General features: G+C 61.0%; 17 protein-coding genes and 2 pseudogenes. 12 read left to right on the top strand and 7 right to left on the bottom strand.

Going from position 1 to position 16,000, the window contains the following annotated elements; translation table 11 throughout:
- The first annotated feature begins 397 nt into the window (after positions 1 to 397).
- Positions 398 to 1,036, top strand: coding sequence for an IS6 family transposase (locus tag ACNS88_RS16025; protein ID WP_435099788.1), 639 nt, complete (start codon positions 398 to 400; stop codon positions 1,034 to 1,036).
- 137 nt (positions 1,037 to 1,173) lie between these two features.
- Here the strand turns inward: ACNS88_RS16025 and ACNS88_RS16020 are convergent, their stop codons facing one another.
- Positions 1,174 to 2,967 carry an ABC transporter ATP-binding protein gene (locus tag ACNS88_RS16020; RefSeq protein ID WP_435099786.1) on the bottom strand — a complete coding sequence of 598 codons (1,794 nt, stop codon included), beginning with the start codon at positions 2,965 to 2,967 and terminating at the stop codon, positions 1,174 to 1,176.
- A 73-nt stretch (positions 2,968 to 3,040) separates the two neighbouring features.
- On the opposite strand from ACNS88_RS16020, the pseudogene ACNS88_RS16015 reads away from it, so the two are divergent.
- From ACNS88_RS16015 to ACNS88_RS15990, 6 genes and pseudogenes are all read left to right on the top strand, one after another.
- Positions 3,041 to 3,220 (top strand): annotated as a pseudogene (locus tag ACNS88_RS16015) (UTP--glucose-1-phosphate uridylyltransferase); the annotation flags it as partial.
- 308 nt (positions 3,221 to 3,528) lie between these two features.
- A complete protein-coding gene (locus tag ACNS88_RS16010; protein WP_435099783.1) occupies positions 3,529 to 4,725 on the top strand; it encodes an orc1/cdc6 family replication initiation protein in 1,197 nt (398 codons plus the stop codon).
- A gap of 431 nt (positions 4,726 to 5,156) precedes the next feature.
- Entirely contained in the window at positions 5,157 to 5,747 is a 591-nt protein-coding gene (locus ACNS88_RS16005; protein ID WP_435099780.1) for a DUF7342 family protein, read from the top strand.
- A 3-nt stretch (positions 5,748 to 5,750) separates the two neighbouring features.
- On the top strand, positions 5,751 to 6,233 hold the full coding sequence (locus ACNS88_RS16000) for a toxin-antitoxin system TumE family protein (protein ID WP_435099777.1): 483 nt from the start codon (positions 5,751 to 5,753) through the stop codon (positions 6,231 to 6,233).
- Between the two features lie 154 nt (positions 6,234 to 6,387).
- Entirely contained in the window at positions 6,388 to 7,152 is a 765-nt protein-coding gene (locus ACNS88_RS15995) for an SWIM zinc finger family protein (protein WP_435099774.1), read from the top strand.
- Positions 7,153 to 7,228: 76 nt separating this feature from the next.
- Complete coding sequence (locus ACNS88_RS15990) at positions 7,229 to 7,504, top strand: hypothetical protein (protein ID WP_435099771.1); 276 nt, start codon at positions 7,229 to 7,231, stop codon at positions 7,502 to 7,504.
- 181 nt (positions 7,505 to 7,685) lie between these two features.
- On the opposite strand, the gene glmS is transcribed toward ACNS88_RS15990, so the two are convergent.
- The 3 genes from glmS to glmU all read right to left on the bottom strand — a co-directional run bounded on the left by glmS (position 7,686) and on the right by glmU (position 12,044).
- Positions 7,686 to 9,551, bottom strand: coding sequence for a glutamine--fructose-6-phosphate transaminase (isomerizing) (gene glmS, locus ACNS88_RS15985; RefSeq protein ID WP_435099768.1), 1,866 nt, complete (start codon positions 9,549 to 9,551; stop codon positions 7,686 to 7,688).
- Positions 9,552 to 9,553: 2 nt separating this feature from the next.
- A complete protein-coding gene (locus ACNS88_RS15980; protein WP_435099765.1) occupies positions 9,554 to 10,738 on the bottom strand; it encodes a sugar phosphate nucleotidyltransferase in 1,185 nt (394 codons plus the stop codon).
- Positions 10,739 to 10,835: 97 nt separating this feature from the next.
- Positions 10,836 to 12,044 (bottom strand): bifunctional sugar-1-phosphate nucleotidylyltransferase/acetyltransferase, encoded by a 1,209-nt coding sequence (gene glmU / locus ACNS88_RS15975; protein WP_435099762.1) that lies wholly within the window; start codon positions 12,042 to 12,044, stop codon positions 10,836 to 10,838.
- Between the two features lie 137 nt (positions 12,045 to 12,181).
- Here glmU and ACNS88_RS15970 point away from each other — a divergent pair, with 137 nt between their 5' ends.
- Together ACNS88_RS15970 and ACNS88_RS15965 are read left to right on the top strand one after the other, a co-directional pair.
- On the top strand, positions 12,182 to 12,739 hold the full coding sequence (locus ACNS88_RS15970; RefSeq protein ID WP_435099759.1) for a DUF7342 family protein: 558 nt from the start codon (positions 12,182 to 12,184) through the stop codon (positions 12,737 to 12,739).
- A gap of 15 nt (positions 12,740 to 12,754) precedes the next feature.
- Entirely contained in the window at positions 12,755 to 13,210 is a 456-nt protein-coding gene (locus ACNS88_RS15965) for a toxin-antitoxin system TumE family protein (protein ID WP_435099756.1), read from the top strand.
- On the opposite strand, the gene ACNS88_RS15960 is transcribed toward ACNS88_RS15965, so the two are convergent.
- Complete coding sequence (locus ACNS88_RS15960; protein WP_435099753.1) at positions 13,207 to 13,332, bottom strand: hypothetical protein; 126 nt, start codon at positions 13,330 to 13,332, stop codon at positions 13,207 to 13,209. The genes ACNS88_RS15965 and ACNS88_RS15960 overlap by 4 nt on opposite strands.
- A gap of 114 nt (positions 13,333 to 13,446) precedes the next feature.
- Here ACNS88_RS15960 and ACNS88_RS15955 point away from each other — a divergent pair, with 114 nt between their 5' ends.
- Positions 13,447 to 13,668 carry a hypothetical protein gene (locus ACNS88_RS15955; protein WP_435099750.1) on the top strand — a complete coding sequence of 74 codons (222 nt, stop codon included), beginning with the start codon at positions 13,447 to 13,449 and terminating at the stop codon, positions 13,666 to 13,668.
- Positions 13,669 to 14,121: 453 nt separating this feature from the next.
- On the top strand, positions 14,122 to 15,033 hold the full coding sequence (locus ACNS88_RS15950; protein WP_435099747.1) for an NAD-dependent epimerase/dehydratase family protein: 912 nt from the start codon (positions 14,122 to 14,124) through the stop codon (positions 15,031 to 15,033).
- A gap of 1 nt (position 15,034) precedes the next feature.
- On the opposite strand, the gene ACNS88_RS15945 is transcribed toward ACNS88_RS15950, so the two are convergent.
- Complete coding sequence (locus ACNS88_RS15945; RefSeq protein ID WP_435099744.1) at positions 15,035 to 15,361, bottom strand: DUF5615 family PIN-like protein; 327 nt, start codon at positions 15,359 to 15,361, stop codon at positions 15,035 to 15,037.
- Entirely contained in the window at positions 15,361 to 15,636 is a 276-nt protein-coding gene (locus ACNS88_RS15940) for a DUF433 domain-containing protein (RefSeq protein WP_435099741.1), read from the bottom strand. The genes ACNS88_RS15945 and ACNS88_RS15940 overlap by 1 nt, the downstream gene beginning before the upstream one ends.
- A 180-nt stretch (positions 15,637 to 15,816) precedes the next feature.
- Between ACNS88_RS15940 and ACNS88_RS15935 the strand changes: the two are divergent.
- Positions 15,817 to 15,991 (top strand): annotated as a pseudogene (locus tag ACNS88_RS15935) (NAD-dependent epimerase/dehydratase family protein); the annotation flags it as partial.
- Positions 15,992 to 16,000: the final 9 nt, after the last annotated feature.

Genomic DNA, 16,000 nt, shown 5'->3' with positions numbered 1-16,000 from the left:
ATCCTGATCCAGACACTTTCTACCGGTCAATGCAACGGATCAATCCGACTGATTACGTCGTTCGTGAAGTACCGACAGTGAATCTCCACGCCTTACAGCGATTCAACACAGCCCTTAATCGCGTTGTACGGGAGCTCCCTCCGCTACGTAGCGACCGCGTAGTTTGATCCGATGTTGACAATCACTCCTTGGTTACTTGCCACTACTCCGGGGTATGCCTACTTTGCAGTCAGCCAATAAGCTCGAAAGTCGATTTCAAGAATCGCATTCCACGTCTCGAGGTCGATATCGTCTGAGGTCGTATTTGTCTCAAATGCCGCATTATTAACTAAAATGTTAATCCCGCCAAATTGGTCGCGTTAAGTTAGAGGATGAGGCGCTCGACTTCAGAGTGTCTATGACCGAAATCGAACGCCTCAGCGAGAGTATCGCGTGGATCGACTTGTCATTTGTGGAGCGAGATCGGACGCCGCGCTGGGCGATTGAAGTAGGGATCCGCTGTCACTTAGCTGGTATGTCACTACGCGAGGTAAGTAAGCATCTCGAAAGGTTTGGGATCGATCGGAGTCACGTCGCTATTCACAATTGGGTTCATAAAGCCGATCTTCAGCCGATCTCGACCGTCTCAGAGGATCAACTCGCGGTTGACGAAAAGATGATCCGCCTCCACGGCCAGAAGTTCTGGCTGTACGGCGCGGTTGATCCACAGACGAACGAGATCCTCCACGTGAGTCTCTATCCGACCGCAAATAAACAGACAACGCGGTGGTTTCTGACCGAGCTACACCGGCGCTACCAGCTGAATAACGTCGAATTTCTCGTCGATGACGCAGACTATCTCGGATCAGTCCTTGCTGAAGACGGCTATCGATTTCGAGTGATTCGTCATGGAAATCGGAATGCCATCGAACGTGTCTTTTGGGAAATAGAACGACGAAAATCATCGTTTGCGAATAGTTTTAGCAATGTCGCGTTAGAGACAGCTCAAAACTGGCTCGAAGCCCTCGCCGTCTACCACAATTCACGCCAAACTTAACGCGACCGCCAAATTGTCTCTTGGGCGTGTCGATAAGTTCTTGAATATCTTCAGGATGTCACCACAACAGTCCTCGATGAACGAACGGCAGCTGAGGAGCTACTAAATTAGACCGTAACCGGTTAATAACTCAGTTGTCATTCAGACTGCATAGAGTACAATTGGGAGTATTTTCCATCACAGCTAATTAATTGTTGATGAGTTCCTTGCTCAATAACTCTCCCTTTCTCAACCGCATAAATCTGGTCCGCATTTTTCACCGTCGAAAGACGGTGTGCGATCGCAATGATCCCGTACTCTTGCTCCATCGACTCGATCGCCGCTTGGACTTCACTTTCAAGCGTGGAGTCCAGATCGCTCGTTGCCTCATCCAACACGAGGAAATCCGCGTCTTTCAACAGCGCGCGAGCCAGCGCCACGCGCTGTCGCTGTCCTCCAGAGAGTCGAACTCCGTCGTCACCCAGTTGCGAGTCGTATCCGTTGGGGAGGTCGTCGACGAACTCGTCGACGCGTGCGATCTCACAGACGCGTTCGACGTCGCGACGCGAGGCATCCCGGTTCCCAATCGTCACGTTGTTCTCTAATGTGTCGGTGAAGATGTACGGCTGTTGACGGACCACTGCGATACGCTCACGCCACTCCTCGATGTCGTATTCTTCGATCGATACTCCGTCTGCCCGGATCGTTCCGCCGTCTGGGTCGTACATCCGCGCGAGCAGAGAGACGATCGTCGACTTACCGGCTCCGGACTGTCCGACGAATGCGATGAACTCGTCTTTGCTCACCTCGAAGGAAAGTCCACGAAGTACCTCCTCTTCGTCGTCGTACGAGAGATGTACGTCGTCGAACTCAATGAGAGATACGTGGTCGACAGATTGGTCCCCGCTCTCCTCTTGTCGCCGATCGAACTCGTCCAAGAAGGTATGTGTCCGGACGAGGTGTGATAGATAGCCTTCGACTGCGTACACCAAGCGATTCAGTGTGCTCACTCGCGGCGCGAGCTGGAACATCGCGATCAGGAAAATACCTAACTCGCCGAGCGCGAGTCCTGTGAACGTGAATCCGACGTAAATCAGCGCAAAGATAGTGATTGCAGCCGACAGCTCGAATAAATTCTTGATCGCGGCTTGATTTCGACTTAGGTCGACCTCTGAACTGGCATACTGATCGATCGACTCGGAGAACGTCGAAAACACCTCTGACCGCAGTCCGAACAGCTTCACGTCACGGATCCCTTGTGTCCCCGCCTGCACCGTTTCTTGAACGCGCTCGTTCGCATCTGCGACCCGTGAACCAACGGTGACAGCGGGTTCGATCACGACGCGAAGCAAAATAGTGATTCCGCCCAGCAACACCACCGCGATGACCGTCATCGATGGCGTAACGTAAAACATCACAGAGAGATACATTAATACCAGAAACAGCGTTTCGAGCGTCTTAACGCCCTTTTTAATGGTCAGGGCGGAGTACCGTGTTTCCGTAATAATGGCATTGAGTATGTCGTCGGATCCCGCCTCGTCGTAGTATCCGACTTCCGCTCCGAGAGCTCCGTCGAACGCCTGAGTTCTAAGGTGTTTCTCGTACTGCTTCGCAAGCACCGCCGCAAACCACTGCGCTAAAAAGGACATTGAGTACCGGAGTATCATCACGAGCGCGACACCGATGATCAGGTACCCGAGTGAGAACGGGATATTGAAGAACTGGTACGTCGCAACGAATGTTTCCATCACCGGGCCACTTACTGAGGTGGGATCCTCCGATCGTGCAATTTCGATGATCGGGTAAATGAAACTAAGTCCAATCCCCTCAAGAAACGCAACGACAGCGCCGAAACAGACGAGGCCAAACGTAAACCCCGGACGATATTCTGCGACGCGACGGAGAGCACGAAGTTTCTCTCGATAGGAGAGTGATTCGGAATCCGTGGGCATATCTAGTTATCTGATATCGGTGAGTTACAAGCAAAAGACTACTGTTTCTTAGTGGTAACTCTATGCAACTAATTTTCGCGGCAGCCTCGCTGATGGAGCCAGCTGCCAGCAGGAGGCCCGCGTCGACGTCGCGTTCCTCGTAAAGGGAGGTCCCTTACGAGGAGGCGTCCCGGTCTACACGCTCATGCCGGCCATCTTCCACGCCTGTTACCTCATTCAGCCCTTCGACCGCGGCGAGTACGAGCTCTCCGACAGACCGTGGTCGACGATTGATTGGTTGACCGCTGAACCGAGACGCACCCCTCATTTCGTCTGTTGTCCACGCTGGCAACCGGGGGCTAGAGCACGTCGGGTTCACACCCCTCGTTTCGTCTGTTCTCTCAGCAGACCGATGGGTACGCCACAATGAGCTATCGGCCACACCCCTCGTTTCGTCTGTTCTGTGCCACACATTCCGAGTACTGATCTCTCGATCGGCCGCAGCGACAAAACAAGCGAAACAAAGTAAACAGATGAACGCCACTTTTAAGTTAGTAAGTAGTGTTACTCAAAATATCAACGATGTCTGAAGATCTTTTCACGGAGATGACTGAAACCCTTTTTAAGGACAAATCTATCCTCTCGGAGGAGTATCGTCCGGATGTTATCGTCGAACGAGACGACGAGATTGACGCGTATCGATCGGCACTCAAAGACGTGCTTTTCGGCCGAAACCCCGCAAACGTGTTCATCTATGGGAAAACAGGCGTCGGAAAGACTGCAGTCACGGAGTACATGATGAGTGCCCTCCAGACGGAAGTACAACGACGGGACGAAGCCGAGGAACTCCACGTTCATTTCCGGAACTGCAACGACGACAGCGTCTACAGAACGGTTCGATCGCTTATAAATAGTATCCGTGGAGATGCCGGAGAGAAATTTCCGGAAACCGGCCTTTCAACGTCGCACGCCCTCGAAACGTTGTACGAGGAAATGGAGACGCGTGGCGGTACATTTCTGTTCATTCTTGACGAAATCGACCACCTTTCTGACCCTGATACACTACTGTACGAGCTCCCGCGCGCCCGAGCAAACGGTCATCTTGACGCTTCCCGAGTTGGTGTGATCGGGATCAGCAATAATTACACGTTTCGCTCGTCGCTGAGTCCCAAAGTCAAAGACACACTGATGGAGAAAGAACTGGCCTTTTCGCCGTACGATGCAGATGAACTCCAGTCGATCCTCACCGCTAGAGCTGAGAAGGCACTTGTTGATGGGGCATGTGAAGACTCCGCTATTAGGCTCGCAGCCGCGAAGGCCGCGAAAGATACCGGAAGCGCACGGCAGGCGATTGACCTCCTCCGCGAGGGCGGCGATGTCGCCGAAGAACAGGGAGCGACGGCGATCACCGACGACCATATCGGGGTGGCTGCGGCGCGTGTCCAGCGAGGTCGTGTCCAAGACAAGCTGCGCGACCAGACCATGCACGGGCAGCTCATCTTAGAGTCGCTCGCACGGATCGAAGTGAATGGGGATGTTCCTGCACGGTCAAAAGAAATTCAGGCGGCGTACGAACGCGTCGCACGAAACTGGGGTCATGATCCGCTGACCACCTTAAAAAGTATCCAGAACCATCTCGCGGATCTCACGATGCTCGGGTTTCTCGAACGGACCGAACAGAACGAGGGACGCGCAGGTGGTGTTCACTACCGATACGAACTCGCGCTAGATCCCGAAATCATCTTGGAGACACGCGAGTCGATCGAGAATCAGCCGTAGTCCGTTTTCAAACGGAAGAACAGACGAAACGAGGGGTGTGATTCGAGTGAGACGGAGTCACCACTCACTGTAGAGACCAGAACAGACGAAATGAGGGGTGTCCGAGACCTCGAGACCGCTGTCGATCGGCGGTGGAGTGTCGTATTCTTTGAAAATAAAGTACTCTCTCACTCTTGGGTGACACGTTGTCCAAAGCCGAGAAACACTCCACCTTTGCAAGTGAAGTCAATTCTTCGGGCCCACTCGTCCCAGTTTCACCTGCGAAACTGGTGTGTGTCTAGCTTGTTCTTCCCATGCTGACCGAATTCGATCGAAGCATATCACACGAGTTCAATACGGGAGAACAGACGAAATGAGGGGTGTCCGAGAGCTACTAAAAGAATATAAAACTGCACCAAAATACTATTTTCCTCTAGTTTGTATGTACCTGCATGAACGACCGACGCCCACCAGAGGAGTTTACAGATGTTAATGAGGCGGTCGGAGCGGAATGGGAGTCCGAAACGACGCCCTACGAGCGCATTCGACACGTCATTAGACATAGGTACAGCCCGGTGTCAGCTGATGCGGTCGCTGACGATGCACGGACCGCTCCGAAGACCGCCCGAAAACACCTGAACACACTCGCGGACGAGGGATTCGTCGAGACGACACCCGGAGAGCACGGCAGCACGCTCTATCGCCGCTCAGCCGAATCGCTCGTCGTTGAACAGGCTGCAGATATCCTTGCGAACGTCTCGACTGACGAACTAGCCACACGTATCCAGGAGATGCGCGAGCAGCTCTCCGAGTATCAGGCTGAGTTCGATGTCGATTCCCCTGAAGAATTAGCCGTCAACCAAACGAACCAGGCTCTCGCCGAGTCTGGGTCGCAGCCGGACGAGATTGATCCAGAGCGGATTCGTGAGTGGAAGACGCTCCGTCGGAACCTCGCATTCGCGAACGCTGCCCTCTCGATCGGCAACGCCGAGCAGTTCGTCGACGGTGACCGTCGTTCGACTGACGAGAACGTCCCGGCCTGAGCGATGGAAGAGTCTCCAGATCAAGCGGAATCCCATACGCTTCGCGGAGCGACGGATCGGCCGGCACTCCTAACGATCCGCGACGTTGTAGAGGAAATGGAGCCGCTTGCGACAGCCGAACTCGATAACTACCTCCATCCGTCTGTCCTCGAAGTTGTGCTTGACGACGGGCTCTGTGCGGCCGACAAGGCTCGGATTGACATCCAGTGGACGACACGGGCCGACTACAAGTTTCATTACACCGACACGGAGGCAGTGGATTTCCGGTGGGGAAAGCATCCACATGCGGAAGACTACATCAACGTCAGTGGACTCGAACACTATCACCCGCCGCCGACTGTGAGCTCAGACCCAGACGAGGTCGAAGAGTCCTGTATCAGACAATCTCTCGAAGCGTTGGTCACTCGCGCAGTCCTCAAACTCTGGCGGGTCGCCTACCACACGGACTCGTATGCGCCGCTCAATGCTGGTCGAAACCCACCGTGAACTCTTTCGGGGAGGGGGGAAGCGTCTGGTCGTCTGGCTCAGCCCAACCGAGAAGGGTTTAAAATCGAGTTCAGTAATCCGACGCCGATCGAGGTAGCTTCTGTCGATCCAAGCGCAACCTTTTCGAGGTAGCGACGGAACGCTACTCGCGATCATGGACGTGACCGAGGACGGGGTCCGAGACATCTGCACGGACGCGGTCTTCGAGCGCGGCGAGACCTACCTCGCCGAGAACCGTATCCGTGAAATCAATCGCGTCGACACCACCGTGAGCGCCGTCGTGAGCGGGAGCCGCCAGTACGACGTTCGCGTCGACCTCGCCGCCGACGGGTTCGACCCGTGGTGTAATTGTCCGTACGACGGACCGGGAGCGTGCAAGCACGTCGTCGCCGTGCTGCTTCGGTGTCTCGACGACGTCCCGGCGGACGAAGGCGACCGAATCGACGTCGCGCTCGACGCCGCCGACCCCGACGCCCTGCGGGGGTTCCTTCGCGACACGCTGGCGACCGACGCCGCGCTCCGCGCCGCCGTCGATCGGCGGTTCGAGGAGACGAATCCCGAGTACTACGTCGTCTTCGAGCCGATCGACTTCTCGGAGTGGTTCGACCTTACGACCGACTACCGCGAGGAGGGCCGGCACGCGTCGACGGCCGCGGTCTACCGGGCGCTCGTCGAATCGCTCGACGACAACATGGAGCGCGTCGACGGTGCGTACGATCACTTCTCCCAGGCGTTCACACGAGCGCTCGACGGGTACGTCGACTGCGCCGCGGCCGTGAACCATCAGGCCGACGGAGCCACGGACGCCGTTGCCTTCCTCGAGGAACGAGTGGAGTCGGGGACGCCGTTTCTCGCGGACCAGTTCGAGCGGGCAGCATCCGAACTGCAAAAAGAACTGACAACGGGATCGGACGGATGAGACCCGGAACTAGTCACTGAAGCCGATTTCCGGGCTGGTAAACAAATTAACTACGTTGTAGGTGTAACCCTCTCCTATGTCGACGGTCGTGAAAATAGACGATGAGGCGAAATCGAAACTCGAAGAGCTTCAGGCGGAAATCCAGCTGAAGACCGGGAAGAAGGTTACACAGCAAGAACTCTTGTCGGAGTTGATCGACACGGTCATCGACTCACGCTCCGAGTTCGTTGATTCGTTTTGCGATAGAAATTCGAAGCTGACTGAAGCAGAGATAGAACGATTCAACAAAGGACGATTCAATTCAGGTGTCGAAACGTGCGAAGAGGATATCGACGATATTCTGTACAGATGAGCGTTTTTATCGACACCGCCGTGTTCTAGGCGCATCACAACGGGGACGCCAGTCGCGATGGTGTGGGTTCGACGCACTGAACGATGCCTTCGCCTCGTCGGCATACAGCCGCGTAATCGCGGATAGCTGGCTTTCGTCCATGTGTTCCGAAGGTGATCCCCCTGACCTTACGGAGACAGACTTACTCCACGGTAACACTCTTCGCCAGGTTCCGCGGCTTGTCGATCGGCCGACCTTTCTCGTTCGCCACGTGGTACGCGAACAACTGCAGGTATACGTTCGCCACCAGCGGCTCGACGATACCCACATCGGGCACGTCGAACGACACGTCCAGCGTGTCGTACTCCTCACCCGTGGACACACACCCGAGCGCCGGCGCGCCGCGCGTCTGCGCCTCGGTGACGTTGTTCATCGTCTCGTTGGCTCGAGCGCCGTCGGTCAACACCGCCAACACGGGCGTATCGGGTGTCACCAACGCTAAGGGTCCGTGCTTGAGCTCGCCCGCGGCGAACCCCTCGGCGTGGTCGTACGAGATCTCCTTGAGCTTCAACGCGCCCTCTAAGGCCACGGGCACCCCCAGCGCGCGCCCGACGAAAAAGAACGCTTCGCTGTCCTGGAACTCGCGGGCGGCCTCCCGCACCTGCCGCTCCTCGTCGAGCACCTGCTGGACCGCGCCCGGCAGCCCCTGTAAATCCTCCAACACCGACCGCGCGTCCGCCGCCGCTAAGGCCCCGCGATCCCGGCCCACGGCCACCGCGAGCATCGCGAGCGTCGCCACCTGCGAGGCGAACGTCTTCGTCGCGGCCACGCCGATCTCCGGGCCGGCCCGGATAAAGGCCGTCCCGTCGACCTCCCGCGTCACCGTGCTTCCGAGGGTGTTCGTCACGGCGAACGTCCGCGCACCGGCGGCGTTCGCGCGCCGCACCGCCCCGAGCGTGTCGGCGGTCTCCCCGCTCTGTGTGACCGCGACCACCAGCGTGCGGTCGGGCGTTCGCCCCGCGCCGAACTCGTACTCGCTGGCGATCTCGACGGTCGCGCGCACCCTCGCGAGCTCCTCGAACAGCTGCGCCGCATATCGCCCCGCGTAGTAGGAGGTCCCGCAGGCGACGATCCGGATCTCCTCGACGTCCGCGAGAAAGCCCGGCGGGAACGAGACGTCCAGATCCACGTCCCCGGCGTCCACGTCCAGCCGCCCCGCGAGCGTCTGACGGAGCGCGGTCGGCTGCTCGTGGATTTCCTTGCGCATGTAATGTTTATACCCGCCCTTCTCGGCGGCGTCGGCCTCCCACGTCACGGTTTCGATCTCGCGCTCGACCGGCTCCCCGCTGGCGAATATCTCGACGCCGTCGGGTGAGAGCGCGGCCACGTCGCCGTCCTGTAGGTACGTCACGTCGCGGGTGTGCTCTAGAAAGGCGGTCACGTCGCTGGCGACGAACGACGCGTCCTCGCCGCGGCCCAACACGAGCGGGCTCCCGCGGCGCGCCACGACGATCCGGTCGTCGCCCTCGCGGACCGCACAGATCGCGTAGCTCCCCTCCAGCCGGTCCTCGACGCGCCGGACCGCGTCGAGGAGGTCGGCGTCGGAATCGGCGGCGAGCTCCTCTTCGATCAGGTGCGGAATGACTTCGGTGTCCGTCTCGCTCGTGAACTCGTGGTCCGCAAGCTCCGCTTTGAGCGTCTCGTAGTTCTCGACGATCCCGTTGTGAACGACCGCCACGTCGCCGACGCAGTCCGTGTGCGGGTGTGCGTTCGCGTCCGTCGGCGGCCCGTGCGTGCTCCAGCGCGTGTGACCGACGCCGAGGCTGGCGTCCGGCACGTCGGGCACCGTCAGTGCGTCGACCTCGCCCGATCGCTTTTCCACGGTGAGCCCGCTCGTCGGACCCACGAGCGCGACGCCCGCGGAGTCGTACCCGCGGTACTCGAGGTTTTTAAGGCCGCGATGCACGATCTCGCCGACGCTCCCGGGGGCGTCCCCGTCTGCCGTCTCACTGGCGACGCCGCCGTCAGTCGCGTGCAGCTCGCCGATGTAGCCGATAATTCCACACATGATTATCCCCTCCGGACGGCCGCACCAGATTCAACGCGCCCGTCGATCACGACGCCGGCGTCGGCCTGTACGTCGTCTCCAACCACAGCGCCGTCGGTGAGCGTCGCGCCGCCCCCGATCGACGCGTTGTCCCCGACGACACCGCCGAGTGTCACGTCGCGGTGGACGGCGTCGCCGACGACGACCGTTGCTTCTCCGCCGACTATCGTCGCGTTCGGTCCGATCTGCGCGTTCCCGGCGATGACGGCGTCCCGGACGACCGCCCCCGGCCCGATGACCGCATCGGGGAACACCACGCTGTTCTCGACGACCGCGTTAGCCGCGACCGTGACGTTGCTGCCGATCGCCGTCGCCCCGCTCAGCGTGGCGTTCGGCCCGACGCGCACGTTTCCGGCGAGGACGACGTCGTTCGCGACGGTCACGGTGTCGCCGACGCGCTGGGCTGTCGCGGGCGCTTGGCGGGCGTGGTCGCTGTCGTGGATCAGCGCCGCGTTGACCGAGAGCACGTCCCAGAGGTTCGACACGTCGAGCCATCGCCCGTCGTAGCCCACGCTAGTCACCTCGTCCCGCTCGGCCAGGTCGTTCAGCGTCGCCGTGATCGCCAGCTCCCCGCTCGTGTTCGTCGCTCGGATCGCGTCGAACATCGCGGGCGTGAAGCCGTAGACGCCGGCGTTGATACGGTTGGTGTCGACCGGCCCCTCCGGCTTCTCGTCGATCTCCGTGACGCGGTCGCCGTCGAGCTTGACGACGCCGTAGTCGCGAGGCGTCTCCACGGCGGTGACGGTCACCAGCGGCGCGTCGCCGTCGCTGAGGCGATCGCGCACGGCGGAGACGGCCTCGGGATTGACGATCCGGTCACCGTTGAGGACCACGAAGGGGTTATCGACGACCGGCTCGGCCTGCAACACCGCGTGGCCGGTCCCGAGCTGCGTCGACTGCTCGACGTACTCGATCGTCACGTCCCAGTCGTCGCCGTCGCCGAAGTGGTTCCGGATCCGCTCCTGTCTGTACCCGACGACGAGGACGATCCGATCGATGCCGGCCGCCGCGACGGCCTCGACGACGTGTTCGAGCAGCGGGCGGTTCGCCACGGGCACCATCGGCTTCGGGCGCCGGTTCGTCAGCGGTTCCAACCGGCGTCCCTCGCCCGCGGCGAGGATCACCGCGGTCACGGGAGTGTCGCTCATGCCGCAACCGTCGCCCGCCCGCGGTTTAAATCGCTCGCGCTCAGTTACGCGGCTCGTGTCGAGGACACTTTCCCCGAGAACGATCGTCTCGTCGACGTTACTCCGACATCCGGTCGCGAGTCAGCACCTCTCCCGGGGTGGTCATCTCTTCTGCACCCAGTTTGACCCCGGCGTTCAGCGACGTGTTGATCCCCGTCTTCGCTCTGTCGCCGACGATCGCACCGAGCTTTCGACGCCCGGTGTCAACGCGGTCGCCCTTGACGCTCATCCGGACGTTCGCGTCGTCGTGCCGGAGATTCGCCACGTTCGTGCCGGCGCCGAAGTTCACGCCCCGCCCGAGGACCGAGTCGCCGACGTACGAGAGGTGGCCGACCGACGCGTCGGCCATGAGAACCGAGTTCTTCACCTCGACCGAGTGGCCGACGTGCGCGCCCGGACCGACCACGGTCGACCCGCGAATGTACGCGTTCGGGCCGACCGCCGCGCCCTCGCGGATCAGCGCCGGGCCCTCGACGTAGGCGCCCGACTGGACGCGTGCCCCCTCCTCGACGACGACCGGCCCGTGCAGGTGGACGCCCTCCTCGACGGTCCCGGCATTTTCGACACCATCGTCTAACTCCGCGAGCGCCAGCTCGTTGGCGTCCAGCAGCTCCCAGGGCCGCCCGACGTCGAGCCACGTGCCCTCGTAGGGCGCCACGCCGATCCGGTGGCCGTCGTCGAGCAGCAGCTCGATCGTCGTCGTGATCTCGTACTCGCCGCGCTCGCTCTCGGGCGTCCGGTCGATGTACTCGAACACCGCGGGCTCGAACGCGTAGCAACCGACGTTCGCGAGGGTCGTCGGCGGGTCGTCAGGCTTCTCGACGATCCCCGCGAGCGAGCCGTCGTCGGCCGTCGAGAGCACGCCGTACGCCCGCGGATCCGGGACTTCGGTCGCCGCGATCGCGGTCCCGTCCGCGTCGGCGAGCGCCCGCGGAAGCGACGCGTCCACGACCACGTCGCCGTTGAGCACGAGGAAGTCGTCGTCGACGACGGGTTCGGCCTGCGCCACGGCGTGAGCCGTCCCCAGGGCCTCCGTCTGTTCGACGTAGTGAACCGGGTGGTCTCCGTACGAGTCGCCGATCCGCTCGCGGATCGCCTCGCCCCGATAGCCGGTCACGACCACGAACTCGTCGACGACGTCGACCGCGGTGTCGAACACCTGTTCGAGCAGCGAGCGGTCGCCGACCGGCAGGAGCGGTTTCGGGCGACGGTCCGTCAGCGGTCGCATGCGGGTCCCGCGGCCGGCCGCGAGCACGACTGCGTACATGTCCGTGGTCGACGACGGGACGGGGTTTAGCCGCTGCGGTCGTGACGCGCGCCGCCGAACCCGAACTCGTGGTCCGGAGTGTATAGATAAATCTCTGCTACCAAAGATATATATCTTTCATCTACGTATTCGATGGTATGTCGGGCGACGACACCGGAGACCCGTCATCGGACGGGAGTCTCGAGGCGCAGCGTCGGTGGAAGAGCGAACGAACCACGTTTCAGCGGGTGTACGACGTGATGACCGGCGTAACCGACTACGCGCAGGCGAGCGACATCGCCGAGCGGGCGGACTGCTCTCCCGACGGCGCGCGAAACGCGCTCACCCAACTGGCCGAGATGGGAGTCGTCGCTCAACGCGGAAGCCGTCCCGCGGAGTACCGACGCAACGAATCGTACTTCGAGTGGAAACGCGTCGAAACGCTGGCCGACGAACACACGCGGGCGGAACTCCGCGAACGCTTGGACGACCTGCTCGAAGAGGATTCGGACCTCCAGCAGTCGTTCGGTGCGCCGGCCCCCGACGCTGCCGCAGTCGCTCGAATCGAAGACGGCGACCACGGAGCGGTCCACGATCGGCTCGAGTCGCTGTCGCGGTGGCGCACGGTACGACGCGACATCGAACTGCACCAGCGGGCCGTCTCGCGGGCCGATACTCGACGGCGCGACGGTGGCGACCTCGGGGCGTCGGCCTGACGCGCACAGAGACGCATGCCGGACGAAGACGATACTGGCGATGCGACGGAGGGTGGTCGACTCGATCGGACGACGATGCAGACGCTCGGTCGGCGGGCGGAGACACACCCACTAGTCGATACGTGGCGGTTCGAACCGGATCGGCTCTCTCCTCGCTCGCTCGTTGTTTCGCTGGATGCGACCGCGTATCCCGACGCGGTCGACACCGCACGGATCGAAATCCACTGGTTCGTGACGGGTGATTACTACTTCCACTACGTCGAGAAGCGCGGAGCGTCCCAGTTTCAGTGCCGGTGGGATCGCCATCCGAAAACGGACGCTCCGAGAAGTCACGTTCATCCGCCGGCGGACGCGAGCGGAGTCGAATCGTCACCGCTCGGCGACCATCACCTCGCGGTGCTGTTCGCCGTTCTCGACTGGGTCACCGAGCGCGTCGAAACGCTCCACGACGAGCCGAACCGCTCCGCTTAGACCGTCTCGTCGGATCGATTGATGAGGCCCCACACCGGTTCGGCGATGTCGGTGGCAGCGTTCTCGTCGCGGGCACCGGTGGTGACCTGCACGAGCGGCTCGGTCCCGCTCACGGCGCTCACATCAATTATCAGCGGACAAGGCGAATACCCCGAGGCTTGACCTCGGGGATGAAGCCGACAAATCGTGATACAAACCATTAAGTCAACATATCTATCCACCCGGAGTCCGGAGAATTGGATCTCGATCAGATCCGAGCAGAGGCATTCCCGCTTGCCGGCCTCATCGTCCTATTCAGGGGGATCGCGCTTCTCTTGTTTCTGATCATGCTGCTGGTCGCTGGCAACTCGCTGCTCGCCGGGTTCCTGACCGTCGTCTCGCAGTTCGTTCTCGCAGTCGGCGCCGGGATCGTGTTGATGTACATTATCGCGCGTGGGATACAGCTCGCCGACAGGTGAGGTCGCCGATCGCGAACGGCGCTGTTTCACACACGCTCTCGGTTCCGTCCGATCTGGACTTCCGAACTGCCAGATCGACGGCGAGTATTCGAACGTCAGGTCGTCGACGACCTCCGCGGGAACCCTGACATCGCTGAACAGCTCTCGAAAGACGGCCCGGCACTCCTCTTCGGGGATCTCCTCGCCGACAGGCAGCCCGATCCGTGCGTAGCGCCCACCGAGGCGGTCCTGTTTGAGTGTGTAGGTTCGATCGCCGTCCTCCCGCCGAACTCCGCACTCTGAACGATGAATTTGAACGCTAACGCAGTCGAGTTGCGAGGACGGCCGTCGCTTCGGGAGGACCCGAGCACCGCGGTCAGGCGCGAGCCGAGAACCGATGCCGGACCGAGCGGGAAGCCGGCCGGTTCCCGAGAAACCGAAGCGGTAATCCCGAAGCCGTCACCACACACCCTCATGCAGAACAAACGCGTCCTCGTCACGGGCGGCGCGGGCTTCATCGGCTCGAACCTCGCGAACCGCCTCGCGGCAGACAACGACGTGATCGCGGTCGACGACACCTACCTCGGGACGGCCGAGAACCTCGACGACGACGTGGAGTTCGTCGAGGCGTCCGTCCTCGACGACGACTTCCCCGCCGACGTCGACGTGCTCTTTCACCTCGCCGCGCTCTCCTCACGGAACATGCACGAGAACGACCCCCAGCGCGGCTGCCGCGTCAACGTCGAGGGGTTCGTCAACGCCGTCGAGCGCGCCCGCCAAGAGGGCTGTGAGACCGTCGTCTACGCCTCCACCTCCTCGATCTACGGGAGCCGCACCGAGCCCTCCCCGGTCGAGATGGACGTCGAAGCCCACACCGCCTACGAGGCCTCCAAGCTCGCCCGCGAGCGCTACGCCGAGTACTACGCCAACCACCACGACATGAACATGGCCGGCCTCCGCTTCTTCTCCGTCTACCAAGGCTTCGGCGGCAACGAGGAACATAAAGGCGAGTACGCGAACACGATCGCGCAGTTCGCGGACAAGATCGCCTCAGGCGAGGCGCCCGAGCTGTTCGGCGACGGCAGCCAGACGCGCGACTTCACGCACGTCTCCGACGTGGCTCGCGCCTGCGAACTCGCCGCCGACAACGAGCTCACCGGCGTGTACAACGTCGGCACCGAGGAGGCGTACACGTTCAACGAGATGGTCGCCATGATCAACGACGCGCTCGGCACCGACATCGACCCCGAGTACATCGAGTGCCCCTTCGACGGCTACGTCCACGACACGATGGCCGATTACTCGACGTTCCACGAGGCGACCGGCTGGGAGCCCGAGGTCGGCTTCGAAGAGGGCGTTGAGTTGGTGTGTGAGCCGTATAATTGATTCAGGTCCACCCGTCTGGGCCGACCTCAACGATCTCCGTTCGGTCGGCGTACGCCTCGTCGATCCGGCGGATCGAAGTTAATACGTCACCGACAAGCGGCTGATCGAGCTGATGGAAGTACAGACACCCACATCGCTCCGACAGCTCGAAGAAGTCGTCGTCCGCGGTCAACACGACGTACCCGTTCTCGCGAGCGTACGCCGCGATGTCGGGATCGGTCGCACGCGGATCGAGTGCATCACGAACGGTGACTGCCTGAAGATCGGGCGCTTGGATGCAGGCGTTGATATACCGGCGTGCGACGTTCTGGTCGCAGAGCAGCCGCATCACTGCGGCGTGCGACTCACGTCGTCCAGTCGGTCACGAGTCGCTACCGCCTCTTCGGCGATCGTTTCCATCTCGTCGGGGTTCGATTCGTAATACTCGAGGGCGGCGTCGATCTCGTCGGCTGTCAGACCGAACTCCTCGGCAACGGCCGCCGTCGACCAATCGTGCTCACGGACCAGCGATCCCACTTGGCAGACGCCGACGCGTGTTCCCTCCACTCGCGGCTTCCCACCGAGTACGTTCGGCGTCGAAACCACGGGGATGGTCACGCTCATAGCTGTACTTCTCCGTGAAGCGTGATAACGCTTTGGCGAAGGGCTCGTTCACCCGGGGCGATCTGCTCTGCATCTCTCTGGTCCTCCAACTGCGTGACCAAATTCGTTGAAACTCGGTGAATGTGTCTACGACCGGCGGTGAAGTCTCACCAAACGGTCATGTCGGTGAGCAAACTGTTCGACACCGATATCGATCCCGAGTATCGAGTGCCCCTTCGACGGCTACGTCCACGACACGATGGCCGATTACTCGACGTTCCACGAGGCGACCGGCTGGGAGCCCCAGATCGGCTTCGAAGAGGGCGTCGAACTCGTGTGTGAGCCCTACTCCGAGGACGCCTCTGAAGAGGTGTAGGTCCCACCT

Source organism: Halorubrum shenae (genome assembly GCF_051194165.1).
GTDB lineage: Archaea > Halobacteriota > Halobacteria > Halobacteriales > Haloferacaceae > Halorubrum.
This window is presented reverse-complemented; position numbering and strand designations above follow the sequence as displayed.